The following is a 26,563-nucleotide window of genomic DNA, read 5'->3' on the forward strand; positions in this document are numbered from 1 at the left end:
CCGCCACGCGGCAGATCATCAGCAAAGCAACAACAACAGGCAGATAAAACTAGGAGAAAGACAATGGCAAACCTGCTGGCAGTGATTGCAGCTCCCGATCGCAGCACCCAGTCCATGCTGGCTGGCGAAGCGCTGCGCCAGGCGGCTACCCGGCTGAAACACAAGATCGATGTAGAAATCCACACCGCACAAGGCGTGCAACAGCCGCTGAGCGCCAGCGCCATTGCCGACGCCGACGCCGTGCTGCTGATTGGCGAAGCCGCGGCACAGGATGTGCGCTTTGCCAACAGCCACACCCTGCTCAGCTCGCTGGAAGCCGTGCTGGCCGATGCCGAAGGCCAGCTCAAGGCCAGCCTGAGCGCCCAGACCGCCAGCAGCGCACTGCGCATTGTCGGCATCACCTCTTGCCCCACCGGCATTGCCCACACCTTCATGGCCGCCGAAGGCCTGAGCCAGGCCGCACAGAAACTGGGCCACAGCATCCGCGTGGAAACCCAGGGTTCGGTGGGTGCGCAGGACACGCTGACGGCGGATGAAATCCGCCTGGCCGATGTGGTGATCATTGCCGCCGACACCCAGGTGGACCTGTCGCGCTTTGTCGGCAAGCGTCTGTTCTCCAGCGGCACCAAACCGGCCATCAACGACGGTGAAAACCTGGTGCGCCGCGCCATTGCCGAAGCCCAGCCGCATGGTGCCAGCCAGGCTGCCAGCAGCCAGACTGCCGCCAGCACCGCTTCCGCAAGCAGCGCCCAGAGCGAACAGCGCAGCGGCGCTTACAAACACCTGATGACCGGTGTGTCCTTCATGCTGCCCTTTGTCACTGCGGGCGGCATCATGATTGCGCTGGCCTTTGCGCTGGGCGGCATTTACGCCTTTGACGACGCGCACAAGGGCACGCTGGCCTGGGCCTTGTTCCAGATTGGCGCCAAGTCCGCCTTTGCGCTGATGGTGCCGATTCTGGCCGGTTATATTTCCTACTCCATCGCCAACCGTCCGGGTATTGCCCCCGGCATGGTGGGTGGCATGCTGGCCGCCAGTCTGGGTTCCGGCTTTCTGGGTGGCATTGCCGCTGGTTTCATTGCCGGTTACGGCACGGATTTCCTCAACAAGAAAATCCAACTGGGCCGCAACCTGGATGGCCTGAAACCGGTGCTGATCTTGCCGGTACTGGGTTCCCTGCTGGTGGGCCTGTTGATGATCTACGTCATCGGCACGCCGGTAGCCGCCTTGCTGGCCATGCTGACCGATGCGCTCAAGAGCATGCAGGGCAGCAGCGCCTTGCTGTTGGGTGCCATTCTGGGCGCGATGATGGCCTTTGACATGGGCGGCCCGGTGAACAAGGCAGCCTATGCCTTCGCCACCGGCCTGATTGCCAGCCAGGTGTACACCCCGATGGCCGCCGTGATGGCCGCCGGCATGACCCCGCCGCTGGGCATTGCCCTGGCCACCAAGCTGTTTGCCGACCGCTTTACCGCCGACGAGCGCGAAGCCGGCAAGGCTGCTGGCGTGCTGGGTATTTCCTTCATCAGTGAAGGTGCCATTCCGTTTGCCGCCCGCGACCCGCTGCGCGTGATTCCGTCGCTGATGGTGGGTTCAGCCGTGACCGGTGCCATCTCCATGGCCATGGGCGTGGAACTGAAAGTACCGCACGGTGGCGTGTTCGTGCTGCCCATCCCCAATGCAGTGACCAATCTGGGTGCCTACCTGGTGGCACTGGTGGTGGGGACGGTGCTGACCGCCGTGATGCTGCGTGTGCTGAAAAAACCGCTGGCGCAATAAGCCATGCGCGGACCGGCAGCACAGATCTGCCGGCCGCTGAACGATTTCTCTCTCTCGGGCCAACTCCTTTGCGGGTTGGCATTTTTTTGTCCTGCGTTTTGAAAATCCCGCCATAAAACCCGACGTTTCCAGAGTGCAATGACCATAGCCACGCCAGGCTGCACTGCTATGGTAAGGCCCAGTCACTGGCTCTGGAGAACCGCACCATGCCTGCCCCTGCCCTGTCCGCCGCAGATGTCAAACTGGACCTGCGTGAAAAAGTAGGCTATGGATTAGGAGACATGGCGTCCAATCTGTCGTTTGGTGCCGTGTCGCTGTTCCTGCTGTTTTTCTATACCAATATCTTTGGCCTGAGCGCCGGCGAAGCCAGCCTGATCTTCCTGATCGCCCGCATCATTGATGCGCTGTTCAATATTCTGCTGGGCTACGCCATTGACCAGACCCACAGCCGCCATGGCAAGCTGCGGCCCTATCTGCTGTATGGCGCACTGCCGCTGGGGGTGCTGACCGTGCTGTGCTTCAGCACACCGGACACCAGCTACAAGTTCGCTTACGCCCTGGTGAGCTACACCGTGTACTGCCTGGCCTATACCACGGTGAACACACCCTATTCAGCCATGAACAATATGCTGACCCAGCACGCCATGTCGCGCGCCTCGCTGTCGGTGTACCGCATGTTGTTTGCCACGCTGGGCTACTTCGTGGTGTCGGTGTATGCCGACCAATTGATTCGCCGCTTTGCCAACCCGCGCAGCGGCTACCAGCTCACCATCGCGCTGTTTGCCGGGCTGGCCACCCTGCTGTTCTACGCCTGCTTTGCCATGACCAAGGAGCGCATCCACCAGGACAAGGGCCAAGCACCCAAGCTGCACCAGATGGTGCAGGCCATTACCGGCAATCCGCCCTTGTTCCACCTCTCCATGTTCACCGTGTTTGCCTACATCGCCTACAGCGTGTGGATGGCCGCCGCCATTTACTACATCAACTACGTATTGCGCGATCAAGCCTACACCGCCAGCTTCTTCGCCATCCAGACCGTGGCCAATCTGGTCGGCACCATTGCCTCGGAACCGTTGATTGCCCGCTTCGGCAAAAAGAGACTGACCCTGCTCACCCTGAGTGCCGGCGCCTTGGCACTGGCCTATCAATACTGGCTGGCGGGCGACAGCCGGCTGGCCATCATGGCTTGCGTCTGCCTGTACAGCGCCGCCATGGGCAGCATCTTTGTCTGCATGTACGCCATGCTGGCCGACACGGTGGAATACGCCGAGTGGCAGCAGCATGTGCGTACCGAGGGTGCCATCTATGGCTATTTCAACTTCATTACCAAAGTGGCCATGGCCATTGCCGGTGGTCTGGCCGGGCTGATCCTGCAATATGCCGGTTACGATGCCGCCCATATCACGCCACGCGCACAAGACTGGATCGCCCTGATGATGACGCTGATTCCCGCCGCCATGTTTGTCCTCGCGCTGCTGTTCGTGCTGCGCTACCAGTTGGATGAAGACAGCTATCTGCGCATGGTGGGCCAGATTGCAGCGCGCAAACACGCCGCCGCCACTCAGCCACAGGAGCCCTGACATGACGATCTCCCACACAGAACTGATCGCCCGCATGCGCCCGCAAGACAAGGTCAAGCTGCTTAGCGGCCAGGGCCTGTGGCGCACGGCCAGCCTGCCCGAATTCGGCATTGGCGACTTTGTCATGACCGACGGCACCTATGGCGTGCGCTATAGCAGCGCGCAGATCGACCAGCAGGAAAGCTGGAATATCAGCGACTTCCTGTCAGTGGTGCAGCAAGACGCGGGCCAGCAGGCGACAGACAGCGACAAGGGCGGCTCGGAAGCGCTGTTTGGCCACTCGCTCCCGGCCACCTGCTTTCCCAACGGCTCCAGCCTGGCCTGCAGTTGGGATGTGGCGCTGGTGGAACAAATGGGCCGTGCGCTGGCGATTGAATGCCAGTCCATGGGTGTGGGCCTGCTGCTGGGGCCGGGCATCAATATCCGTCGCACCCCGCTGGCCGGACGCGGTTATGAGTATTACTCGGAAGATCCGCTGCTTGCCGGCGATCTGGCCGCCGCGCTGATCAACGGCCTGCAACAGCAAGGCGTGGGAGCCAGCCTCAAGCACTTTGCCTGCAACAACTCGGAATACATGCGCACCAGGATGGATTCCATCGTCGAGGAACGCGCGCTACGCGAAATCTACCTGTACGGTTTCCAACGCGCCATTGCCAAGGCACAGCCGTGGACGGTGATGTCCTCCTATAACCGGCTCAACGGCGAACAGACCTCGCAGCACCACTGGCTGCTCACCCAGGTACTGCGCGAGGAATGGGGCTACCAGGGGCTGGTGATGTCCGACTGGTACGGCATCAAGGACCGCCCGGCCTCGCTGTTGGCCGGTAATGAACTGGCCATGCCGGAAAACGCGCTGGACAATGCCGAACTGCTGGCTGCCATCGAACAAGGCCGTATTCCCGCTGCGGTGCTGGACCAAGCCTGTCTGCACATGCTGCAACTGATAGCCAAGGTGCAGGCTGGCCGCCAGCCCGGCACCGTGGCTGACTTTGCCAGCCATCATCAGCTTGCGCGACGCATTGCCGCTGAATCACTGGTATTACTGAAGAACGACCAAGACTTGCTGCCATTGCATGGCCAGCGCCTGCACCGGCTGGCGGTGATTGGCAAACCGGCACAACAGCCGGTGATACAGGGCTCGGGCTGCGCCACCACCCAGCCCTGGCAGCAGGACTGCCCGCTGGATGAAATCCGCTTGCAGGCGGGAAGCGGCGTGCAGATCGACTATGCCGTCGGTGCGCCGGACGACCAACACGACGACGCGGCGGCACTGCAACACGCCTGCGCCATTGCCGCCGCCGCCGAGGTGGCCGTAGTGTTTGTCAGTACCCCCATCGGCATGGACGGTGAAAATGGCGACCGCCAGCATCTGGGCCTGCTCCCCAGCCACGACCGCCTGATCAGCCGGCTGGCCGCGGTGCAGCCCAAACTGGTGGTGGTGCTGTGCAATGGCGATGCCGTGCTGATGCCCTGGCTATCGCAGGTGCCTGCCGTGCTGGAGTGTTTCTTTGCCGGTCAGGGCATGGGCCATGCGGTGGCCGCCACGCTGTTTGGTGCCAACAACCCCAGCGGCAAGCTCACCACCACCCTGCCCAACACCCTGGAGGAAACCCCGGCCTATCTGCACTATCCCGGTGAAAATGACCGTCACCATTACAGCGAGGGGCTGTATGTCGGTTATCGCTATTACGACAAGCGCCAATTGCAGCCGCTGTTTCCCTTTGGTTTTGGTCTGAGCTATACCCGTTTCGACTACCGCGAACTGCAGCTCTCCAGCCAGGACATGACGGAACACGACACCCTCACGGTGAGCATCGAGATCAACAACAGCGGTGCGCGCGATGGCAAGGAGATCGTGCAGCTATACATCGCACCACCGCCCTCGCCCTTGGCACGCCCGCCACAAGCCCTGCGCGGCTTCGTCAAACTGGACATCCCGGCCGGAAGCAGCCGCCACGCCCACTTCACCCTGCAACGCGAAGATTTTGCCTATTACGATCCGGCCCATGGCAGTTGGGTGGTGGACAGCGGCCCGCATGAGATCCGTATCGCGGCCTCCAGCCGCCATATCCTGCAGCGGAGCAGTATATGGCTAAGGGCAGAGCCACGCCTTCCCGCCATCCAGGCCGATTCATCCCTGCTATTGCTGGCAAATCACCCCCCGCTGCTACAGGCTGTCGCAGAGTTGATCGCCAGCAAATGCGCCCTCAACAGCAGTCAGGCCAGACAAAAGCTGCTGGACATGGCTTCCGCCGAAATGTTTGTCGGCCTGTTCATCACCCTTACCGCCATGCTGGAACTGGAGATCAGCCGCGCTGAACTGCAGGCGGTCCTGGACCGGTTCAAACACATGCCGCACTGAAACCGGACCACCGACATCGCGTATTTTTCATCGCAACGTCAAGCCGCTGTCACATCACAAGGTGACAATCGGTCCCGTGCCAGCAACTTGCGCTGGATTGTCTCTTGTTCCGTCGTTTTGTCTCAGCCTTACTCTCGGGCCAACCCTTCACCGGGTTGGCATTTTTTTGGCAGCACAGCTTGCAGCCCCCTGGCGGTGGCACAGCCAGCACCGACCAAGCCAAGACAGGTAAATAAAAGCAAAAGCCAGCGCCAAGGACTTGCCTGCGCCCGCTGTCATCTGCATCGTGATCTGCTTTCCACTGCCCGCCCCTCGCCGCATGATTACCTCCACGACGCCACAGCCGCTACGCTATCCGCCCTTGACCCCTTCATCTGCCGCAGGCAGCCCGTCGGGCAGCACACCGGCACCAGCGCCAAGCACCCCTGTCCAGCCAGTCCCGCAGGATGGCAGCATCAATACCTACGCCTGATCAGCGCGCGGTATTGCCACCATCCACCGCCAGCGTGGTACCGGTGACAAAACTGGCATCGTCCGACAGCAAAAAGCGCACTGCACGGGCTATTTCATCCGGCCGCGCATAGCGCCCCAGCGGCACGCCACCGGCAACGGTGAGCGAGGGGGTATCCGGCCCGGCGGCAGCACGTTCGGCAGCCCAGCGTTCCACTTCGGTATCGCCAGGACACACGGCGTTGATGCGGATGCGATCGCGGGCATGGTCCAGCGCCATCGCCCGTGTCATTTGCACCACCGCGCCCTTGCTGGCGCAGTAGGCCACGGCCGCCTCGCCCGCCACCAGCCCCCAGTCCGACGCATTGTTGACAATCGCGCCGCCACCCTGCGCCCGCATGGCGGGAATCACCGCCTTGCACATGCGCCACACCGCGGTCACGTTCAGGGCCAGCACCGTGGCCCAATCCTGCTCGCTGGTGGACTCCGCAGTCCCGCCCAGCACCACGCCGGCATTGTTGAACAGGCCGTCAATGCGGCCGTGACGGGCCAGCATGGCGGCCACCGCCTGCGTGGTGGCGTTAGCATCCAGCTGATCCAGCGGCCAGTATTCGGCCTGCCCACCCGCAGCTTGCAGCGCCTGCTGCAAGGCCAGGCCCTCCGCCTGCCGGCGTCCGGTAAACAACACCTGCACCCCATCCTGGGCCAGTAGCTGCACCGTTGCCTTGCCAATGCCGGAGGTGCCACCGGTTACCAGTATCACGCGCTGCACTTTGTCCATCCTGCTGCTCCTGCTTGCTGATCTGTCCTGTTCACAGCCATCGTCTTGCCGCCGGTTTGGCGCTAGACTGCCGGCTGCCCTGTTAGCCTGCATTGACCCATGAAATCGAAATCCTCTTCCGGCGGCCTGGTTTATTCCACCGAGCATGGCCGCATGTGCCCGGACTGCCGCCAGCCGCTTGACGCCTGCATCTGCCAGCAAACCACCATGCCCAGCGGCGATGGCATTGTGCGCGTCAGCCGTGAAAACAAGGGCCGTGGCGGCAAGACCGTCACCGTGGTGAAAGGCGTGCTGCGCGATGCGGCCGGCCTGACCGCCCTGGCCAAGCAGCTAAAAGCAGCCTGCGGCAGCGGCGGGACGGTGAAGGACGGCTGCATCGAAATCCAGGGGGATCATGTCGCCACCGTCATCAGCAGCTTGCAAAAGCTAGGTTTCACGGTGAAACGCGCGGGCGGCTGAATACCATACGTCTGGCAGGCTGTGTGTAGCAGGCCACGACACCATGACTACACTGCCGGGCGTTATGAAAAAATACAACATTAATTTTCATTTCGTGAAAATTATTGGTAATTTTTTCACCAAAACATAGTCTGCCTGCGTATGCTGCCAGACATGACAGCAACTGCAGACACTCCAATCAAGGACAGCAGCCAGCCCGACCCGGCCTGGCTGGGTGAACAAATCCGCCAGTTGCGCAAGCTGCGCAAACTGTCCTTGCAACAATTGAGCAGCGCCACCGGCCGCTCGATTGGCTTTCTCTCCCAGCTGGAGCGCGGCAAAAGCCAGCCCAGCGTATCCGACCTCAACAAGCTGGCCACCGCCCTGGCCGTGCCCTATGGCGTGTTCTTCAGCCAGGCCCCGGCGCATGAGCGCGGGCTGGTGGTACGCCAGGCACACCGCCCGGTGTTGCACTACGCCGAAGGCGTCAGCGACGCCCTGCTCTCGCCCGGCTTTGCCGGTGGTTTGCAACTGATGCTCACCCGCTTTGCCCCAGGAGCAAGTTCCGGGCCGCAAACCCTCAGCCACGGCGGCGATCAGGGCGGCATGGTGCTGTGTGGTCAACTGGAGCTGTGGGTGGACGAACAATGCCATCTGCTGGCCGCTGGCGACAGTTTCAGCTTCAACAGCAGTCGGCCACACCGTTACTGCAACCCCGGTCATGAAGAAGCCCAGGTGGTATGGGCATATACCGTCAGCGCCTGAAGCGCCGCCGTCAATGAATCCAAGGAGAATCCATGTTTGAATCCGCCCGCCACTATCCGCCCAGTTGGTATGCCGCCACCAGCACGGCGCAGCAAATCGAGCGCCCGGCGCTGACCCAGGATATGGATGTGGATGTGCTGGTGGTGGGCGCTGGCTTTACCGGTCTGTATACCGCACACAATCTGGCCGATGCCGGTGTCAACGTAGCCGTGATCGAGGCTAGCCGGGTGGGCTGGGCGGCAAGCGGGCGTAATGGCGGGCAGATCATCCTGGGCTTTTCCTGTGACATGCCCCCGATTGAAGCTGCGCTGGGGCTGGAGGCGGCACAGGAAATCTGGCAACTGCTGCGCAGTGCTGCCGCCGACATCCGTCACAAGATCCGCCATCACCACATCGACTGCGAACTGGCAGAGGGCCATCTGTGGACCTCGGTGCTGTGGCAGCGCATCAAGCTGCTGTCGGAATGGCAGGAACATGCGGCACGGCATTATGGCTATGAAGCGCTGCAGTTCGTGCCACGCAAGGACCTGCCACAGCACGTGGGCTCGGAACGCTATGTCGCCGGGCTGATCGACCACGAAGGCGGCCACTTTCATCCGCTCAAATACATTCTGGGACTGGCCCGTGCCGCCGAGGAAAAGGGGGTGCGCCTATTCGAGCAGACCCGCGCGCTGTCCTACACCAGCCAGGGCGATGGCTGCGTGGTGCATACCGCACAGGGGCGTATCCGCTGCCGCAAGCTGGTGCTGGCCACCAATGCCTATATCGACCGGCTGGACCCGGCGCTGGCCGCCAAAGTGATGCCAGTCGGCACCTATATGATTGCCACCGAACCCTTGCCGGAAGAAGTCGCCCGGCAACTGCTGCCCAGCAATATGGCGGTATCGGACAACCAGTTCATTCTGGATTACTTCCGCCTGACCGCGGATCGCAGCCTGCTGTTCGGCGGCAAGTGCACCTATTCCGGCCGCACGCCGGCCAATCTTACCGCCAGCATGCGTGCCGACCTGCTGCGGGTGTTTCCGCAACTGGCCCCTTACCGCATCACCCACACCTGGGGCGGCCATATCGACATCACCGTGCCACGCACCCCGGACTTCGGCCGCCGTGACAATGTGTACTGGGCACAAGGCTTCTCCGGCCACGGCGTGGTGCCCACCTGCGCAGCCGGACAGGTACTGGCCAATGCCATTCTGGGCGACGAGCATCTGCTGCAACACTTCATGCGCCTGTCCAACCCGGCCTTTCCCGGCGGGCCGCTGCTGCGCGTACCCTTGCAGGCTGCCGGCATGCTGTATTACCGCCTGCGCGACTACGCCATCCCCGGCCTCAGTTACTGACCCCTCAGGCGAAGCCGGCACATGGAGGCCAGCGCTGGCCTCCGTACCGACAAACCGGAAAACGACAACCGACAGCACGCCAGGCAATCGCCAGCGGATTTCCGATCAGAAAACAGACAATAAGCACCAGAAAACTTCCCTTTTGGACAGGTATCAGCCACCGCTAGGCTGACTGTGCAATCCGCACAATCCTGATTTGAGGAAATGCCCATGTCTGCGCCACAACTCCATGTCCATTCCACCGAAGAACTGCTGGCCGCGCTTGCCACTGCCAGGCCGGGCCCGATTCTGCTGGGTGCCAGCCTGCACGATGTCCCCACGCTTTACCTGGCGGCAGGCCAGTCGCTAAGAGCCATCTCCCCCCAGGCTGCCTTGCATTTCGGCAAAGGGCAGGATGGCATTTGTTTGTCGACTGACAATCAGCTCGATGGCTTGCAACTGGTGACAGAGACCAACCGCCGTGCCGTTTTCAATGATTACCGCGTGGCAAGCCTGGGTCGCTTGATTTTGCAGAATCTGCAAATCAACGGAGTAGTGCAGATTCTGGCACGGGATAACATACGCAGTGGCCATGTGGAAGCCCATAACATCGACATCGTGATGGCAGATGCGCGCAGCTACGAGGCACGACCCAAAGGCTATGGCGTGGAAGTGATTCCCGGTGCCTTTACCTTGTGGAATCAGCAAAGCGACAGTGCCGTCACCATCAGCGCAGACCTGACCGGCTTGTCTGCCGGGCGGGTAGGCGCTCCAGTCAAAGGCAGTGGAATTTTTGTCAGCGGTGCCGGCGATACCGGTGGCAGACTGGTTGTCCAGCGGCTGGAAACCAAGGCGGTGTACAGCGACGGCGGCATCGCGGCAGGGACGCCGGACCGCATTAGCGGTGGCGTATTTACCGTTTACGGTGCTTTTGTCGACCGTGTGGTCAACCATGGCCCCATCGTTACTTACGGCCCCAACGACATGGTGCTGGACAACTGGGGTTGGGTGGATCATTGGCTGGCAGAAGACAAGATTACGTCTTATGGCCCCAGCGGCATTGGCTTTGTCAATTTCGGCACGGTAAGACATTTGCAGATCAATGCGCCGATTGAAACCTTTGGCCAGGGCGCACGCGGCTTCAATGTCTATACCGGCACCGTGCAACTGGCCGAGTTCGACCGCATCACCACGCATGCGGATGGCGCGGTAGGCATCCAGATCAGCAAGCCGGTCGGCACCATCACGGTAAGGCGTGGCATTGAAACCCATGGAGGCACCGGCCAGTCGCTGGTCAAGGGCGTGGTGACCACCCTGTCCGCCATCGCCCTGAGCGTGAAAGCGGGCGGTTCCGCACAAAAAGTGGATATTGCGGGTGGCCTGATCACCCACGGCGAGCACATCCCGCCGCTGGAAATGCAGGGCAGCATCAACACACTGCAGATCAGCGGCGGCATGCGCAATACCGCTTAGCGCAACCCTGGCACGTCCCAGCCCTGGCTTGCCAGCACAGGCTAATCCGGGGCTTTGTTCAGTCAGGCGCAAGCTAGTTGCCACCTGCGCCTGAGGACTGCCAGCAGTGTTCAGCACACCGGATGTGTACATCCACAATGCCGGCTCACGGCGTCAAGCAACAGCACGATATACGCTTGCCTAGCGCAATAACCTGCCAAACCGTGCCGCATCCGCAGTAGCACGCAGCTTGACAATCACCCCCCTGACGCAGCCCAGCGCCCCCCATCAGCAGATGGCCTGCCCCCAAACGCAGCGCAAATCACCACCGGCACCAGGCAAATCACCAGCCATTCTCTGACTCACCCATCTCATTCTTCTGTCATCAAGCGTTTTTTTGCCTCAACCCAATCAGCATTTTCAGAATACGACAAATGAGCATTGAATATAAAAATGACATGCAATATGGTTTTCCAACCAGCAAAAACCATTAAACATCAAAAGCTTGCAGAAAGTACAGCATGTGCAATGGCTGACCCGCCTGCAGCACCCCACTTACGGAGTAAGCAACCATGGCTGACAGTTTTCAGAAAGAAGTCCCCCCTGCCCGCGTCAATATCACGCTGGACCTGCACACCGGCGGTGCCCGTAAAAAGCTGGAACTGCCGCTCAAGCTGCTAGTGCTGGGCGACTTCAGCCAACGCGACGATGGCACACCGCTGGCCGAAAAACCAAGGCACCGCATCGACAAAAACAACTTCGATTCCGTGCTGGCCGACTACCACCCAAGCCTGCGCCTGGGCGTGGAAAACACCCTGGCGGGCGATGGCTCGGAGCTGCCGGTCACGCTGGACTTCAGCAGTATGCGTGACTTTCACCCCGAACAGGTGGTGCGCCAGATTCCCGAACTGGCCGCCTTGCTGGCCATGCGCAATCTGCTGCGCGATCTGAAATCCAATCTGCTGGACAACGCAGCCTTCCGGCGCGAGCTGGAAAAGATCATGAAGGACGAGCAACTGTCCCGCAACCTGCGTGCCGAGCTGGAACACATTGCCCCACTGGACGCCCCGCAAGCCTGATCACCCCGGATCACCAAGGAAAACCACATGGAAAATACCAGCCAGCCCAGCAATAGCGCCGTCCTGGATGCCGACACCACCACAGACAGCGGCGTATATAACGCACTGTGCAACCGCATCAATCTGACCCCGGTCAGCCATGCGCCTGCGGTGGAAGTCTTCCGCAATCAGGATGCCCTGTCCGAAGCCACCCTCAATGAACGCATCACCGTGGCGGTTAATGTCTTCCTCAAGCTGGTGCAGGAATCCGCACTCAAGGTAGACCGGCTGGACAAAGGCCTGCTCGACTACCATATCGACCGCATTGATGCCCAGATCAGCCGCCAGTTGGATGCCGTGCTGCATCACCCGGATTTCCAGCGCACCGAATCGGCCTGGCGTGGCCTGAAGTTTCTGGTGGACCGCACCGATTTTCGCAAGAACATCAAAATCGAATTGCTGGATGTCTCCAAGGAAGCCCTGCGCCAGGACTTCGAGGACAGCCCGGAAGTGATACAAAGCGGGCTGTACCGCCACACTTATATTCAGGAATACGACACACCGGGTGGCGAGCCCATCGGTGCCATCATCTCCGACTACGAATTCGACCGCGGCCCGCAGGACATTGCCCTGCTGCGCAATGTCTCCAAGGTATCCGCCGCCGCCCACATGCCGTTCATCGCCTCGGTGGGCGCCGCCTTCTTCGGCAAGGACAGCATGGAAGAAGTGGCCGCCATCCAGGATGTGGCCAACTACTTTGACCGCGCCGAATACATCAAGTGGAAAAGCTTCCGCGATACCGACGATGCCCGCTATGTCGGCCTCACCCTGCCGCGCTTCCTGGCCCGCCTGCCCTATGGGCCGGACACCGTACCGGTACGCAGCTTCAACTACTGTGAACAGGTAAAAGGCCCGGACCACCAGCGCTATCTGTGGGCCAACGCCTCCTTTGCCTTTGCCGCCAATATGGTGCGCAGCTTCATTCACAATGGCTGGTGCGTGCAAATCCGCGGCCCTCAAGCGGGCGGCCTGGTGGAAGACCTGCCCATCCACCTGTACGACCTGGGCACCGGTAATCAAATCAAGATTCCCACCGAAGTGCTGATTCCGGAAACCCGTGAGTTCGAGTTCGCCAACCTTGGTTTCACCCCGCTGTCCTTCTACAAGAACCGTGATTACGCCTGCTTCTTCTCCGCCAACTCGGTACAGAAGCCGGCACTGTACGAAACCCGGGAAGCCACCGCCAACAGTCGCATCAATGCCCGCCTGCCCTACATCTTCCTGCTGTCGCGCATTGCCCATTATCTGAAGCTGATCCAGCGCGAAAACATCGGTACCACCAAGGACCGCCGAGTGCTGGAGCTGGAGCTCAATAGCTGGATCAAGAATCTGGTGACCGAGATGACCGACCCGGCCGACGAACTGCAGGCATCCCACCCGCTGCGCGAGGCAAGGGTGGTGGTGGAAGACATCGACGATAACCCGGGCTTCTTCAAGATCAAGCTGTTCATCGTGCCGCACTTCCAGGTCGAAGGCATGGATATCAGCCTGTCACTGGTGTCGCAAATGCCCAAGGCCAAAAACAGCTAAGCAGGCAGCGGCTTGCCCTGCCTGACGGCGGGCAAGCCCATACCACGGCAACATTTCCCCCAGCCATGGACCGGAGCATTCATGAAACCAGACTGGCTCAATCGCCTGATCCGCCAGGACAACACCAGCATTGCCCAAACCGATGCACCAGCAGACATTGCCCTGCTGTTGCAGCCGTGTCAGGCAGACAAGCCCTGCGGTGAAGACGTCGCTGAGCATGAGGTATTTCTGCAGCTCAAAGACAATCTGTCCCGGCTAAGTGGGCTGGATTGTCTTGCGCTGGAGCAGGACTGTCGCTTGCTGCTGCAACAGCAGGGCAAGGACCTGCGGCCCGCAGTGTATCTGGCCTATGCCTGGACGCGCCAACATGGCTGGAACGGCCTGTACCAGGGGCTGGAATTACTGGAGGCACTGAGCCTGCACTATGGCACCGCCCTGCATCCGCAACGGCAGGCAGCACGCCATGCCATTCTGGGCTGGCTTGGCAGCAGCAAGGTTCTGGACTGGCTGCTAAGCCTGGATGCGCCATCCCCACCCCTGCGCCAGGCGCTGCAGCAGCAACTGGACAATCTGGCCGAGCAATGGGCAAGCCATGCCATCGAACTCGACACGGCCTGGGCCCAGCTGCGCAGCACACTGGCCACCAGCGACGGCAGCCTACCCCACAGCGCTTCAGCAGCAAGCAGCCAAACCAGTCATCCACCCAGTGCGAATGTGATTGAATCCAGCCAGATGTTGCTGGAACAATTGCGCGCCATGTGCGGCTATCTGCGCCAGCAGCCACAAGGGGCATTTGCCGCCTTCCGGCTGGCACGGGTAGTGCGCTGGGACAGCATTGCCCAGCCTCCGCCACATGATGGCCAGCAGCGCACCCGCCTGCCCGCCCCCAGGCCAGAGCTGCGCCAGACGCTCACCCGCCTGCTGCTGCAAAAACAATGGCATGCCCTGCTGGAAAAAGCCGACTCGGCCTTTCTGGAAGCCGCCAATCACTTCTGGCTGGACCTGCAATACCTGGCCTGGCAGGCGCTGGGCCAGTTGGGAGAATCACATCAGCACTGGCGCGACATCGCCCTGAGCGACATTGCGCTGATGCGCCACCGCCTGTGTGGTATCGAACAATTATGCTTTGCCGATGGCAGCCCGTTTGCCGACGACAATACGCTGGAATGGCTGGCCAGCCAGGCCGTGGTACACGACCTTAGCGGTGGCGACAACCAGTTGGCCCCACCCCTGATCTCCGTCACCGGCACCGACCTTAAAGATATCGGGCAACAGGCCCAGTTGCTGGCCGAACAGCAAGGGCTGGAAGCCGCCTTGGGCTGGCTGCAAAGCCTGCCCCGACCACATGGCCTGCGCCAACAGGCACAGCAACTGTTATTGACGGCACAACTGGCGGAGTCCTGTGACCGGGCAGATATTGCGCTGGGCATTGTCAGCGGGCTGGAACAACAGCTATGCAGCCAGGAAATCTGCCAGTGGGATCCGGAACTGGTTTTCGACATCAAGGCCAGTCATCTGCAACTGCTGCGCCAACGCGGACGCCGCAAAGATGCCGACAAGCAAACCCTGCACGGACAGATGCAACGCCTGCAGCAGGACATGAGCCTGCTCAACCCCTTGCGTACCGCATTGTTCTCCAGCCGATGAAGCGGGCCTGCCAATCATGAACGACCAGACCCTGCATTACTACGCGGCAGAAATGCGCTACCTGCGTGAAGCCGGCAAAGCCTTTGCCCAGGCCCATCCCGATCAGGCTGCCCTGCTAAACCTGGACAATGTCGGCCATCCTGACCCCATGGTGGAACGTCTGCTGGAAGGCTTTGCCTTTCTGATGGGCAAGTTGCAGCAAAAGCTGGATGACGACGTACCCGAACTGACCGAAAACCTGGTCGGACTGCTGTGGCCGCATTACTTGCGCATGATTCCAGCCCTGACCGTGATGGCGTTTCGCACCGCCAAGGGCGTGCTGCAACAAGCCGAGCACATCCCGGCGGGAACCGGCCTGCTCAGCAGCCCGCTTGGCAATGTCGGCCAGGTCTGCCAATACCGCACCACCCGCGACCTGCAACTGCTGCCGCTGCAACTGCAGCTGGCCCGACTGGAAGAAAGCGACGATGGCAGCCAACTGATTCGACTGGGGCTGCAACTGGAAGCCCAGGCCAACCGCGACAGCCTGGACTTATCCATCCTGCCGCTGTTTCTCAACGCCGACCCGCCGGTGGCTTTTGCCCTGTTGCATGCTTTAACCCAGCCAACGGTCCGGCTAGCCTTGAAAACCAGTGGCGAAGACGCCGTGATCAGCACCGCGCTGACGCTCAGGCAAAGCGGCTTTGCTGCTGATGACCGGCTGTGGCCCAGACCGCCCAGCGCACACGGCGGCTATCCACTGCTGATGGAGTATTTTGCCTTCCGGGAAAAATTCCTGTTTGTCGAATTGTGCGGCCTGAATGCCACACAACTGCCAGCCCATGGCCGTTTTGACATCGAAATTCACTTGGCCAGCTACTTTCCGGCTGGGCAACCGTTTGACCAGCACGCCTTCCAATTGCATTGCGTACCGGCGGTCAACCTGTTCGAGGTCGAAGCCGAACCCATTCATGTTGATCATCGCCAGCATGCCTACCGTGTCATCCCGGTCTTGCACGATGGCAACCAGATCGAAACCTTCTCGGTCGATGCCGTCCAAGCCTTCGATCACCACAGCGGCCAACGCCATGACTACCTGCCGTTTCGCAGCTTTCGCCACCGCGGCGGCATGCTGCGTCACGAAGCCCCGGAACGCTACTACCACACCCATACACGGCAGAGTGCCAATGGCCATGAAGATAGCTGGCTGATGCTGGGCGGCCATCACTGGCAGGCGCAGAAGGAACTGGAGCCGGAAACCCTGTCGCTGAAACTGACCGGCACCAATGGCATGCTGCCGCGCCAGGCCCTGCGTCAGCCCCAACAGATAACCCTGCGGCAGCATCGCAGTGCAGTGACCGCCGTGCATCATCTGTTGCCATACAGCTTGCCTTGCCATCCGCCGCGTGAGGACAGATTCCAATGGCGCGTGCTGTCGCATCTGGCCAGCAATTACCTGTCCTTGCTGAATGCCGAAACCCTGCGCGGCACCCTGGCGCTATACGACTGGACCGACGACGCGCTGAACCGCCGCCGCCTGCAGGCCATCGTCGATGTATCCCATCAACTGGTACGCAAGGTGGAACAAGGCTGCGTCAAGCACGGCGTGGCCATTGACATCACCCTGGATCAGGGCGGCTTTACCGGCGAAGGCGATCTGTATCTGTTTGCCACCTTGCTGGATCATTTTCTGGCGAGCTATGCCGATCTGAATCTGTTCACCCGTTTACGCGTGCTGATACAGCCAAGCGGCCGTACCTTGCAGTGGGAGGATCGCACATGCCAGCGCCCGCCCCTTTGATTCAAGCCATGCTGCCACAGGCTGACCAGTTCAATTTCTATCGCTTCTGCGAATTACTGGAGCTGGCCAGCACACCGCCATGCACGCTGGCAAGTACAGACAGTGCCGCGGCAGAGCCGGTCAGGTTCCGCGCGCACCCGGCCTATGGTTTCCCAAGTGCAGAGCTGCACTACCAGCCGCAATACCACCACGAGCCAGCATCGTCAGTCCCTACGGTATACACGCGCTTTCTGGGACTGACCGGAGTGGATGGCGTGTTGCCGCAACATATTGGCAACGATCAGGTCACCCGCCGCGAAGGCCACGAGGCACTGAGCGACTTTCTCGACCTGTTCCATCACCGCATCATCACCCGCTATTACGCCATCTGGCGCAAATATCACTACCCGGCGGGTTTCCGTCCCGGCGGGCAGGATCGTCTGTCACAAGCCTTGCTGGGCCTGGCTGGCCGCGCCTTGCCCGCTCAGCAAACCGGGCTGAGCCCTGCGCGTTGGCTGGCCTTGTTGGGCCCGCTCAGCCAGCGCACCCGCACCGCAGATGGCCTGCTGGCTGCCCTGCAGCATGTGCTGCCCAACACACCGGGCAGTGTCAGCCCCTATTACCCACGCAAGGTGCTGCTGGGGCCGGGCCGGCTTGGCCGGACAAGCCGGCTGCACAACGGCACGGTGTTATTGGGCGCCCGCCTGCGGGATGTGCAACGCACGGTCAAACTCACCCTGCAACTGCAGCACAGCAGCGAACTGGCCGCGCTGCAGACAGGGCAGCAAACACATGACGATCTCAGCCAGGTGCTGCGCGGCTATCTGGGCTTGCGCTGGGATCTGGCCTTGTTTGCCCGCCTGCCCGCCAGCGCCAGACCGGCCTCGCGGCTGAGCCGCCATGGCGACCGGCTGGGACGCGCCGCCCATCTGCGCCCGGCAGCACAGCACAACAAGCAGCACGTCGAAATTCCATTGGGGATGCTGCATGCCTGACCCATCCACCCTACTGCCGGAGACCCTCCGCATGCGTCTGCGCTTCACCCCCATGCTATGCGTGCTACTGAGCCTTGGCCTCAGCGGCTGCGGTGCCTGGCAAGCACTGAAAAACGGTAGCCAGCAACTGGTTTCCGCTGTGTTTTATCCCAAGCTGACCACGCTGAAGCTGGACCTGACCGCCCGCGATGCCTTGAATCCGGATGAACGCGGCCATGCCCTTGCGGTAGTGGTCCGGGTCTATCAGCTACGTGATGGCAAAGCCTTTGCCCAGGCCAGCTATGCACAGCTCTTAAGCCAGGATAGGGACACACTGGGCGAGGAAATGCTGGCACGCCATGATCTGGTACTGCGGCCGGGAACCAGCATCAGTCTGAATTCGCCGGTAGAACCCAATACCAGTCAAATTGCCATCGTCGCCTTATTCCGCCAGCCCGCGCCACCGGCGATCTGGCGCGTCAGCATGCCGGTAGAAACGCTGGATAACCAGAAAGCAGCCCGCCTGGAACTACTGGATAACCAGATCCGGATCACCCAACTGCCACACCCACCGGACCCACCGGCTGCGCCACAGCCACAAACACCGGCCACCGTGCCCGCGTCACAGCCCAAAGCGTCCGCAGCAGCAACCAGTGTCCCGGCGCCGGCCGTCAGGAGTGGCACATGAAACCAGGGCAAGGCCATACCGGAGCATCACTCTACGAAAAACTGCTGGGCAACTTCCAGGATGGCAGCAGCCTGCACGCCTGGGATGAAAACAGCCAGCACCTGTTCAGCGTGATGGACAACATCCGGGTGATTCTCAACAGCCGGCAAGGCGCCATCAAGCATCTGCCGGATTACGGACTACCGGATCTGGCACTGATCTACCGCCATTTGCCGGCCAGCGCACACCTGCTGCGCCAACACATTGCCAGCACCTTGCTGCGCTATGAACCGCGGCTGGCCCACATCGACATCCAGCTACTGGCCAATGCCCAGCACGATGTACTGGGCTATGAGTTGGTCTGTCATCTCAAGCAAAGCGGCCTGGTGCGCTTTGGCAGCTATTTCACCCCCGATCATGCGGTACGCCTGCAATTACTGGGGGCAGCAGATCATCACTCGCGGCAAACGCAGGCGACATCGCTTGCAGCCCGCAGTATTCCCCGCTCACCTTGAAGGATATCCAGTTTGCGCATTCACAAACCACTCTGGCATGAAGGCATCCTGCTCTTGCCACAGTTATTCCAGCAGCAAGAGGCAGAGCAAGCCTGGCAACACCACCAACTGGCGGCGCTGGCCAGCCCCTTCCCCTGGGGCGTAAGCGCGCTGGCGCTCGACCCATTGGCACTCAGCCAGGGACAAGTCCGGCTCGAACAGTTAGCCGGCCGCTTTCCTGACGGTACTGCCTTCGACACCCGCATCAGCGCGCAGCTACCGCCTGCGCGACACCTGGATGCGCTCGACAATGCCAGCGACAGCATCACGCTATGGCTGGCACTGCCGCTGCTCAACCCCCTGGGCAATAACCTGCATCAGGGCGAGGTGAGGCCGGAAGAAACACCACGCCGCTACCGACAGCAGTTTGCCCAAGTGCCAGATCACATGGGCGAGCAGGAAGACGAACTGGCCGTGGAACAGCTCAATCTGCTGCTGAAATTTGACGGTGAAGCGCTGGACGGCATGAGCAAGCTGCCGCTGGCACGGCTGCAACGCAATGCCCAGGGCCGTTTCGAACAGGACCCCGGCTTTATCCCACCCTTGCTGTGCTGTAGTGCATCGCCCTTATTGCAGCAGCGCCTGCAACAACTGGCAGAACTACTGCTGGCCAGGCAACACAGCCTGCAACAACAGCGCCGTGAACGCACCCGCCAAGCCGCCGACTATCTGCTGTCGGACCTCAGCCTGCTGTGGCTGATGCATAGCCTGGCCCAAAGCTGGCCGGAACTTCGCATGCTGCCAACACTGGGCAATATCCAGCCCTATGCCGCCTACCTCTGCCTGTCACGGCTGGCGGGCATGCTCAGCATCTTTGCCCTGGAACAACAGCTAAGCGACATCCCGGCCTACGACCACCAACAACTGGGCAGGGTATTCCTGCAGTTGGAACAACTGATCCGCACGCTGCTGGATACGGTAATCCCCACGCCGGTGGTGGTGCTGCCGCTGCAACGCGATGGCAGCAATCTGTGGCTGGCCCATCTGGATGATGCGCGCTTGCGCGAAGGCACGGATTTTTATCTATCTGTCCACGCCGCCATGCCGCTGCACCTGTTGCAAGAACAATTACCCAAGGTGGCCAAGGCAGGTGCTCCGGACGAAGTGGCGCGCATCCTGTCCTCGGCCATCAATGGTATTCCGCTCAAACCCATGCAGCGCCTGCCCACCGCCCTGCCCAGCCGGGTGGATAGCTTGTATTTCGCCCTGGATAGCCAGCATCCGGCCTTTGCCACCATGCTGGCCGCCCAGTCCTGCGCCTTTTACTTCCCCTCTTCCCTGCCAGAGCTGCAACTGGCCTTGTACGCGGTACCCAGAACATGAGCCCCCTTACCATTCTTCATACCGTACGCGGCCACATGCGCGACGTCTCGCTGATTGTCACCCGGCTCCAGCAACAGGCCGCGCCGGTAGCCGGCAGCGACCTGAACCATCATTGCGATCAACTGCTTGATCAACTGGAACAGGCGCTGGAACAGGCAGGTACACCATCACGCGAACGCGAACAAATGATTTACGCCTGCTGCTGCCTGCTGGATGAAACCGCGCTGCGCCATTTGCCCGACGCGGCCCGCGCCCAATGGCAGGCCAATCCCTTGCAAGTACGCCGCTTTGCTTCGCTACAAGGTGGCGAACAAATCTATGAGCAAATTCGCAGCGAACTGGCCCGCCCGCAACCATCGTACTGGTTGCTGGCCTGCTGGCAGTTGGTGCTGGCGCTTGGCTTTGAAGGGAAGTACAGCCAGGGCGATGCCGCGCAACGCCAGCAATGGCGGCAGCAACTGGACAAGGTGATTAACGCGCTGCCGCCGGCCCAGACAGCCACCGCACCACGCCGCCCTGTCTGGCACTGGCGCAGCTTTTCCCCGTGGCTGTGGGCAGCGCTGTCCTGCCTGCTGCTGTCATTGCTCTATTTACTGCTGCAAGGCTGGCTGCACCATGCGCTGCGCCAGTTGGGCGGTTAAGGACACGCCATGCCACCGCTGCTTTGGTACTGGCTGTACCCCTTGATAATGCTAAGCCTGGGCCTGCTGCTGATCTGGCGTGCATTGCCCGTTTCCACCGCCGTGGCCATGCTGCTAAGCCTGCCCTGGCTGATCGGCATGCTGGCACTGTGGCGCCGTTTACGGCAGCAGGCCAGCCACAGCGCCACAGAAGTCATCCTGCTGGGTGGCCCGGCCGCCCATGCACTGCAACAGGCACAGGGCTGGCGCAGCACACTGCAACCAGCCTGGCACTGGCTGGATCAGCCACAACAATTGGCCGCCTGGCACAGCAGTGGTATCCGGGCGCGGGGACTGCTGCTGGTCATCAACGCCGATGTCTTCAACCCGACACCAGCCGCTGTCTCACAACTGGCCGACTGGTATCACGCCTGGCAACTGGCGCAGCAACAACACGGACATCCGTTGCCGGGCGCACTGCTGATACTGGCCACCCATCCGGCGCTGGAACAAGCGCTCCCGCTGCCGGTGGCCATTGCGCCCACTCGTAATTATCCAGCGGCACAACACGCCATTGCACAGCAGATACAAGCCGTGCTGGCTGCCGCGCTGCAAGCAGCACCGGACAAGAGCCTGGCTGCACTACAACACGCCGTGGTGCTCAACACCCTGCAACAGCATGTCAGCCAGCAGTTATTACCGGCCCTGCTGCCAGAACAGGCAGGCAAGCAGGCACCCGCCTTACATGCCCTCGCCTGTCTGTCGCAGCCAGCAGGAGAACCCGGCCCCAAGGAAGTGCCATGGCAAGACGCGGCCAACCGCCACAGCGGCTTGCAAGCCCCGGCCACTACACCATGCGGCCTTCCCACCGACAGTACGGTGCTGACCATGTTGACGGACTGCTTCCCCCCCATCCGCGCCTGCCCACCCGGCTGGCGGCAACTGGCCACCCTGATCAGCAGCAGCGCTTTATTCCTGATGGCGTTTATCAGTTGCTCCGCCTGGAACAATCAACAACTGATTACGCAAACCGCGGTGCGCCTGCACGCCTTCCAGGCACTGGCGGCCACGCAGGAACCGGCCCGAGGCGTGGCGGCCCAGCAACTGCAAGCCTGGCAGCGCCAACTAAGCACACTGGCTGCCGACGGCATACCGCTGAAACTGGGCTTTGCCTTGTATCAAGGGCAAGCACTGGCCGACCTCAGCCTGCGTGCCGTTCAGTCCTACCACCCGCCCCAACCCAAGCCAGAAGTGGTCCGGCTGGATAGCACCGCGCTGTTCGACAGCGGCCAGAGCGTGCTCAAACCAGAAGCCAAGCTGGCCTTGCAAGCGGTCTTGGTATGGGTGCAGGCCAACCCCGGCAAGCGGGTCTTGATTGATGGCCACACCGATAACACCGGCAGCCGCGCAGCCAACCTGCGCCTGTCACTGATGCGGGCAGAGGCGGTACGCCAGTGGCTGGTGACTGCCTCCACCTTTCCCATCACCCATTTTGCGGTACAGGGGCTGGCCGACACCCAGCCGCTGTATGGCAATGACGATGCGTCCGGCCGCAGCAAAAACCGGCGCGTGGAAATCACTCTGATCGAACCGCCCGCCGGGCGATGACATCCGGGTGTCAACACCACCACCCGCAGCACCCGCGTGCCGGGTGGACCCACCACCGGGGCAGAGCCCCGCAGCAAGGAGAAACAGCATGGCCATACCCGCCTATTTGTGGATCAAGGACGACGGCGGTGCCGATATCAAAGGCTCCGTCACCGTACAAGGTCGAGAAGGCTCCGTCGAAGTGCTGGAATTTGACCACAGTGTCTACATTCCCACCGATGGCAATACCGGCAAGCTCACCGGCACCCGCGTGCATACCCCGCTGATTTTCGTCAAGGAATTCGATGCCGCCTCGCCCTACCTGTACAAGGCCGTCACCAGCGGCCAGAACCTCAAGGGCATGGAACTCAAGTGGTACCGCATCGACGATGCCGGGGAGGAAAAAGAGTACTTCAACATGCAGCTGGAGAACGTCAAGGTGGTGGCCGTCAAACCCAAGATGCACAACATCAAGGACGTGGCCAAGGAACGTTACAACCACCTTGAACAGGTAGAAGTGCGTTACGAAAAAATCACCTGGGCCTACAAGGACGGCAACATCATCCACGCCGATAGCTGGATAGAAAACCGCTAACCCCCCTCGGCCCATGCAGCAGGCATCACCGCCTGTTGCATGGGCCATGGCGACGCCAATCAAGGACGATCTCATGCCCAACCCCTACCAGCTGCGCTTCTCCTCCCACCTGGGCCTGGACCTCTCCGTACACCACTTCACCCTCGACGAAGCACTCGACACCCCCTATCTGCTCAACGTCACCGTCACCAGCCCCGACCCCGCCCTGGCGCTCGCCAGCCTCATCCACCAGCCGGTCAGCTTCACCATCTCTCCCCCGCCGGCCCAGTCGTTGCCCGTCATCAGCGGCCTCCCTGCCTTCCCGGCCAATCCGGCAGCCCAGCGCGTGTGGCATGGCGTGGTGTGCGAGGCCTGGCGCGAGGACAGCAATGTGCAGGAAACCCGCTACCGCTTTGCCATCGGTCCGCGTTTGCGCCTGCTGGCCGAGGGCGCGACCTGCCGCTTGTTTCAGAACAGCAGCGTGCCGCAGGTGATTGCCGCCGTGCTGCAGCAGCATGGTTTTGCCGCCAGCGATATGCGCTTTCAGCTCACCACCCCGCTGCCCACCCATGCCCATCTCACCCAGTGGCGCGAGTCCGATTTGCAGTTCATCTCCCGCCTGGCCGCCGAGGCGGGCCTGTTTTATCAGTTTGTGGTGGAGGAGGCCGGCAAGGAGGTACTGCTGTTTGGCGATAATCTGGAGCACTATGGCCGCGGGCGGCTGCTGGATATTCCGCTGCGGGCGCCGGGCGGGCTGCGCCAGGATGACCGCCCGGCCATCCAGCAGTGGCAGATTCACCAGCGCAGCATGTTGCACAGCGTGCGCCGCACCGATTTCAACTATCTGACTGCCGATACCGTGCTGGATGCCGAGCACGGCCTGGGCGGCCCGCAGCCGGCGGCCTATGGGCTGGATTATGCCTGGGGCGAGGGCGGACGTGATGCGGCGGAAACCGCCCGCATCGCCCTGTTGCGCCATCAGGCCTCGCAGGCACGCCAGTGCGTGGCCAGTGGCAGCGGTACTGTGCTGCACATCCGTCCGGGCGAGGTGTTGCGGCTGGACCACGCCTTTGCCGAGGCCGAGCATGGCTGGCTGATCATTGCCGCCCGGCATCAGGGCGCGCGCGATCAGGCCTATCACAACCGCTTCCAGGCCATTCCGGCCGACCGCATCTGGCGACCGGCATTGCTGCCCAAGCCGCGCATCTACGGCACCTTGCCCGCCATGGTGGTGAGTCCGGGCGATAACAGCTATCGCTATCCCTTTCTGGATGAGCTGGGCCGCTACCGGGTACGTTTTCTGTTTGATCTGGACCGCTGGAGCCCCGGCGGTGACTCGCGCCCGGTGCGGCTGGCCAAGCCGTTTGCCGGCGGCGGCTTTGGCTTTCACCTGCCCTTGCATGCCGGTACCCGCGTCAATCTGGGTTTTGATGATGGCGACCCGGACCACCCCTATATTGCCTCGGTGCTGCACGACAGCAGCAAGCCGGATCACATCGACAGCGGCTGGCACACCCGCAACGTCATCCTCACCCGTTCCCACAACAAGCTGCGCATGGAGGATTTGCAGGGCAAGGAGCATATCAAGCTGGCCACCGAATACGGCAAGACCCAGCTCAACCTCGGCCACCTGGTGGATGCCCAACGCCAGCCGCGCGGCGCAGGGTTTGAGTTGCGCAGCGACCAGTGGGGGGCCATCCGCGCGGGTAAGGGGCTGTTGCTGTCCGCCTATTCACAGCGCAAAGCCAGTGGCCTGCAAACCGACCTGAATGAAACCTACCAGACACTGGACGACGCCAACCAGAACGTCCGTGCCATGAGTCTTGCAGCCAAAACAGCCAATGCAGAAGAGTTGGACTGGCAAGCACAACACCAGTTGTTACAGCAGCAAATCAAACAATTGCAAGACGCGGTACTGGTGGCCACCTCCCCTGCCGGGATGGCGCTATCTACATCCGGCCCCATGCATCTGAATACAGGGAAAAGCCTGGCGATCAGTAGTAGTGGAAATACGGCAATAACGGTCATGAAAAAACTGACAGTCAATGTCAGTGAAATCATCAGCCTGTTTGCCCTGAAAGCAGGCATCAAATTATTCGCCAATAAGGGTCCCGTACAAATTCAGGCGCAGTCCGATGCATTACAACTGGCATCCATGGGGGAACTCAATATCAGCAGCTCCAATGGCAAGGTCGTCATCAATGCCAAAGAAATCATGCTGGCTGCTGGCGGCAGTTGGATCAGCATTGGCAGTGAAGGACTAAAACTGGGTAGCGGAGCAGGACCAATCACCCACTTTGGCGACTTCAGCATCACCAGTCCGCAGGCCAAATCCATTCCGCTTCCGTCCTTTACCAAGGTGAATTGCAAGTCTTGCCTGGAGCGCGCTTTCAAAGAAGGACAAGTACTTACTGGAGGACATAGCTAATGTTGCATGTACAAAAAACCAAATCGCATACAACAGCAGAATGGCTAGATGAATTGCTCACCCAAGTACGGCAAGAAAAGCAAAACCAGCTATTTGCCATGATTGATCTGGCAGATGATAAGAATTTTATTCTGCAAACCATTCGATACCATTCCACAGAACCAGCCCATCGTCTGTTGCTGGACAATACGGCTCACCAGTCTGTAGCCGAATCCGGGCCGGTATTAATTGCCATCAACACGGAGCAACAACCACAAGTAAAACTATTACTGGAATTAATGCAAATTATAGAAAATGAACCACGTCTCATTTTCCTCATCGCACAAGCACATATCAATCTGGATCAACTTACTCAACGTTTAACACAAGCCACACAAGTGGAACTGGAGGATGGCCTGCTACCCATGATATTTCGTTTTTACGATCCACGCTGTTTACATATAGCACTCAGCAATTTATCCCCTGCCGAATTCAAATTTCTCTTTGAACCCATTCACGCCATTCACTGGCAAGACCGGGATGGCATTTCCAGTCGGATAAACCGCCCAACTGAGTTCTCCTCTTTGCCGGACTGGCCTCATCAGGTACTACACCTGAGCGATGGTAGCGTACAAGCATTGAGCGCCTGGCAGCAGGCCGAAAAATGGCAACAAACCCATGAAGCCACCCCTGATAAATTTGGCCTGGATAATAAAGAAGCCATGATGCAACTCCTCTATCAAATGCAACTACTGGCCGATGAGGAAAATCTGCTTTCCGAACCAGAGCGCAATGCCTTTATTGATGAAAAACTGCAAAACACAGGAAAAACAAACAACCACCTCAAGGGTAATTAACCCCAGCCATTACCAAATAA

Annotated in this window: 21 protein-coding genes; 20 read left to right on the forward strand and 1 reads right to left on the reverse strand. The window is 60.7% G+C overall.

Annotated elements, in window-relative coordinates; genetic code table 11:
- The first annotated feature begins 63 nt into the window (after positions 1 to 63).
- From DLM_RS14260 to DLM_RS14270, 3 genes are all read left to right on the forward strand, one after another.
- Positions 64 to 1,779: a fructose-specific PTS transporter subunit EIIC gene (locus DLM_RS14260; protein WP_089084676.1), complete on the forward strand. Its 1,716-nt coding sequence runs from the start codon at positions 64 to 66 to the stop codon at positions 1,777 to 1,779.
- Positions 1,780 to 1,985: 206 nt separating this feature from the next.
- Positions 1,986 to 3,359 (forward strand): MFS transporter, encoded by a 1,374-nt coding sequence (locus DLM_RS14265; RefSeq protein ID WP_089084675.1) that lies wholly within the window; start codon positions 1,986 to 1,988, stop codon positions 3,357 to 3,359.
- A 1-nt stretch (position 3,360) separates the two neighbouring features.
- Positions 3,361 to 5,721 (forward strand): beta-glucosidase family protein, encoded by a 2,361-nt coding sequence (locus tag DLM_RS14270; RefSeq protein WP_089084674.1) that lies wholly within the window; start codon positions 3,361 to 3,363, stop codon positions 5,719 to 5,721.
- A gap of 472 nt (positions 5,722 to 6,193) precedes the next feature.
- On the opposite strand, the gene DLM_RS14275 is transcribed toward DLM_RS14270, so the two are convergent.
- Positions 6,194 to 6,952: an SDR family NAD(P)-dependent oxidoreductase gene (locus DLM_RS14275; protein WP_167467118.1), complete on the reverse strand. Its 759-nt coding sequence runs from the start codon at positions 6,950 to 6,952 to the stop codon at positions 6,194 to 6,196.
- 99 nt (positions 6,953 to 7,051) lie between these two features.
- Between DLM_RS14275 and DLM_RS14280 the strand changes: the two genes are divergently transcribed.
- The 17 genes from DLM_RS14280 to DLM_RS14360 all read left to right on the forward strand — a co-directional run bounded on the left by DLM_RS14280 (position 7,052) and on the right by DLM_RS14360 (position 26,543).
- Positions 7,052 to 7,411 (forward strand): translation initiation factor Sui1, encoded by a 360-nt coding sequence (locus DLM_RS14280; RefSeq protein ID WP_089084689.1) that lies wholly within the window; start codon positions 7,052 to 7,054, stop codon positions 7,409 to 7,411.
- Between the two features lie 153 nt (positions 7,412 to 7,564).
- The gene (locus DLM_RS14285; protein ID WP_197715420.1) at positions 7,565 to 8,155 is read left to right on the forward strand and encodes a helix-turn-helix domain-containing protein; all 591 of its coding nucleotides are present in this window, start codon (positions 7,565 to 7,567) and stop codon (positions 8,153 to 8,155) included.
- A 32-nt stretch (positions 8,156 to 8,187) separates the two neighbouring features.
- The gene (locus tag DLM_RS14290; protein ID WP_089084671.1) at positions 8,188 to 9,495 is read left to right on the forward strand and encodes an NAD(P)/FAD-dependent oxidoreductase; all 1,308 of its coding nucleotides are present in this window, start codon (positions 8,188 to 8,190) and stop codon (positions 9,493 to 9,495) included.
- A gap of 210 nt (positions 9,496 to 9,705) precedes the next feature.
- Positions 9,706 to 10,947, forward strand: coding sequence for a hypothetical protein (locus tag DLM_RS14295; RefSeq protein ID WP_089084670.1), 1,242 nt, complete (start codon positions 9,706 to 9,708; stop codon positions 10,945 to 10,947).
- A gap of 551 nt (positions 10,948 to 11,498) precedes the next feature.
- Complete coding sequence (gene tssB, locus DLM_RS14300) at positions 11,499 to 12,005, forward strand: type VI secretion system contractile sheath small subunit (RefSeq protein WP_089084669.1); 507 nt, start codon at positions 11,499 to 11,501, stop codon at positions 12,003 to 12,005.
- Between the two features lie 27 nt (positions 12,006 to 12,032).
- Positions 12,033 to 13,574 (forward strand): type VI secretion system contractile sheath large subunit, encoded by a 1,542-nt coding sequence (gene tssC / locus DLM_RS14305; RefSeq protein WP_089084668.1) that lies wholly within the window; start codon positions 12,033 to 12,035, stop codon positions 13,572 to 13,574.
- A gap of 81 nt (positions 13,575 to 13,655) precedes the next feature.
- Positions 13,656 to 15,221, forward strand: a complete 1,566-nt coding sequence (gene tssA / locus DLM_RS14310) for a type VI secretion system protein TssA (protein ID WP_089084667.1) — start codon at positions 13,656 to 13,658, stop codon at positions 15,219 to 15,221.
- Between the two features lie 16 nt (positions 15,222 to 15,237).
- Positions 15,238 to 17,001 carry a type VI secretion system baseplate subunit TssF gene (gene tssF, locus DLM_RS14315; RefSeq protein WP_089084666.1) on the forward strand — a complete coding sequence of 588 codons (1,764 nt, stop codon included), beginning with the start codon at positions 15,238 to 15,240 and terminating at the stop codon, positions 16,999 to 17,001.
- Positions 16,980 to 17,975 (forward strand): type VI secretion system baseplate subunit TssG, encoded by a 996-nt coding sequence (gene tssG / locus DLM_RS14320; RefSeq protein WP_089084665.1) that lies wholly within the window; start codon positions 16,980 to 16,982, stop codon positions 17,973 to 17,975. The genes tssF and tssG overlap by 22 nt, the downstream gene beginning before the upstream one ends.
- 31 nt (positions 17,976 to 18,006) lie before the next feature.
- Positions 18,007 to 18,642 carry a type VI secretion system lipoprotein TssJ gene (tssJ, locus tag DLM_RS14325; protein ID WP_167467119.1) on the forward strand — a complete coding sequence of 212 codons (636 nt, stop codon included), beginning with the start codon at positions 18,007 to 18,009 and terminating at the stop codon, positions 18,640 to 18,642.
- The gene (gene tssE / locus DLM_RS14330) at positions 18,639 to 19,136 is read left to right on the forward strand and encodes a type VI secretion system baseplate subunit TssE (RefSeq protein ID WP_089084663.1); all 498 of its coding nucleotides are present in this window, start codon (positions 18,639 to 18,641) and stop codon (positions 19,134 to 19,136) included. The genes tssJ and tssE overlap by 4 nt, the downstream gene beginning before the upstream one ends.
- Positions 19,137 to 19,148: 12 nt before the next feature.
- The gene (gene tssK, locus DLM_RS14335; RefSeq protein ID WP_167467120.1) at positions 19,149 to 20,498 is read left to right on the forward strand and encodes a type VI secretion system baseplate subunit TssK; all 1,350 of its coding nucleotides are present in this window, start codon (positions 19,149 to 19,151) and stop codon (positions 20,496 to 20,498) included.
- Positions 20,495 to 21,139 carry a DotU family type IV/VI secretion system protein gene (locus tag DLM_RS14340; protein ID WP_089084661.1) on the forward strand — a complete coding sequence of 215 codons (645 nt, stop codon included), beginning with the start codon at positions 20,495 to 20,497 and terminating at the stop codon, positions 21,137 to 21,139. Before tssK ends, DLM_RS14340 begins: the two co-directional genes overlap by 4 nt.
- 9 nt (positions 21,140 to 21,148) lie before the next feature.
- On the forward strand, positions 21,149 to 22,726 hold the full coding sequence (locus DLM_RS14345) for an OmpA family protein (RefSeq protein ID WP_089084660.1): 1,578 nt from the start codon (positions 21,149 to 21,151) through the stop codon (positions 22,724 to 22,726).
- Between the two features lie 88 nt (positions 22,727 to 22,814).
- Positions 22,815 to 23,300, forward strand: coding sequence for an Hcp family type VI secretion system effector (locus DLM_RS14350; protein WP_089084659.1), 486 nt, complete (start codon positions 22,815 to 22,817; stop codon positions 23,298 to 23,300).
- Positions 23,301 to 23,373: 73 nt separating this feature from the next.
- Positions 23,374 to 25,707, forward strand: a complete 2,334-nt coding sequence (locus DLM_RS14355) for a type VI secretion system Vgr family protein (RefSeq protein ID WP_167467121.1) — start codon at positions 23,374 to 23,376, stop codon at positions 25,705 to 25,707.
- The gene (locus DLM_RS14360; protein ID WP_089084657.1) at positions 25,707 to 26,543 is read left to right on the forward strand and encodes a DUF4123 domain-containing protein; all 837 of its coding nucleotides are present in this window, start codon (positions 25,707 to 25,709) and stop codon (positions 26,541 to 26,543) included. The genes DLM_RS14355 and DLM_RS14360 overlap by 1 nt, the downstream gene beginning before the upstream one ends.
- Positions 26,544 to 26,563: the final 20 nt, after the last annotated feature.

Origin of the sequence: Aquitalea magnusonii, from assembly GCF_002217795.2 — a bacterium.
GTDB classification, from domain to species: domain Bacteria; phylum Pseudomonadota; class Gammaproteobacteria; order Burkholderiales; family Chromobacteriaceae; genus Aquitalea; species Aquitalea magnusonii_B.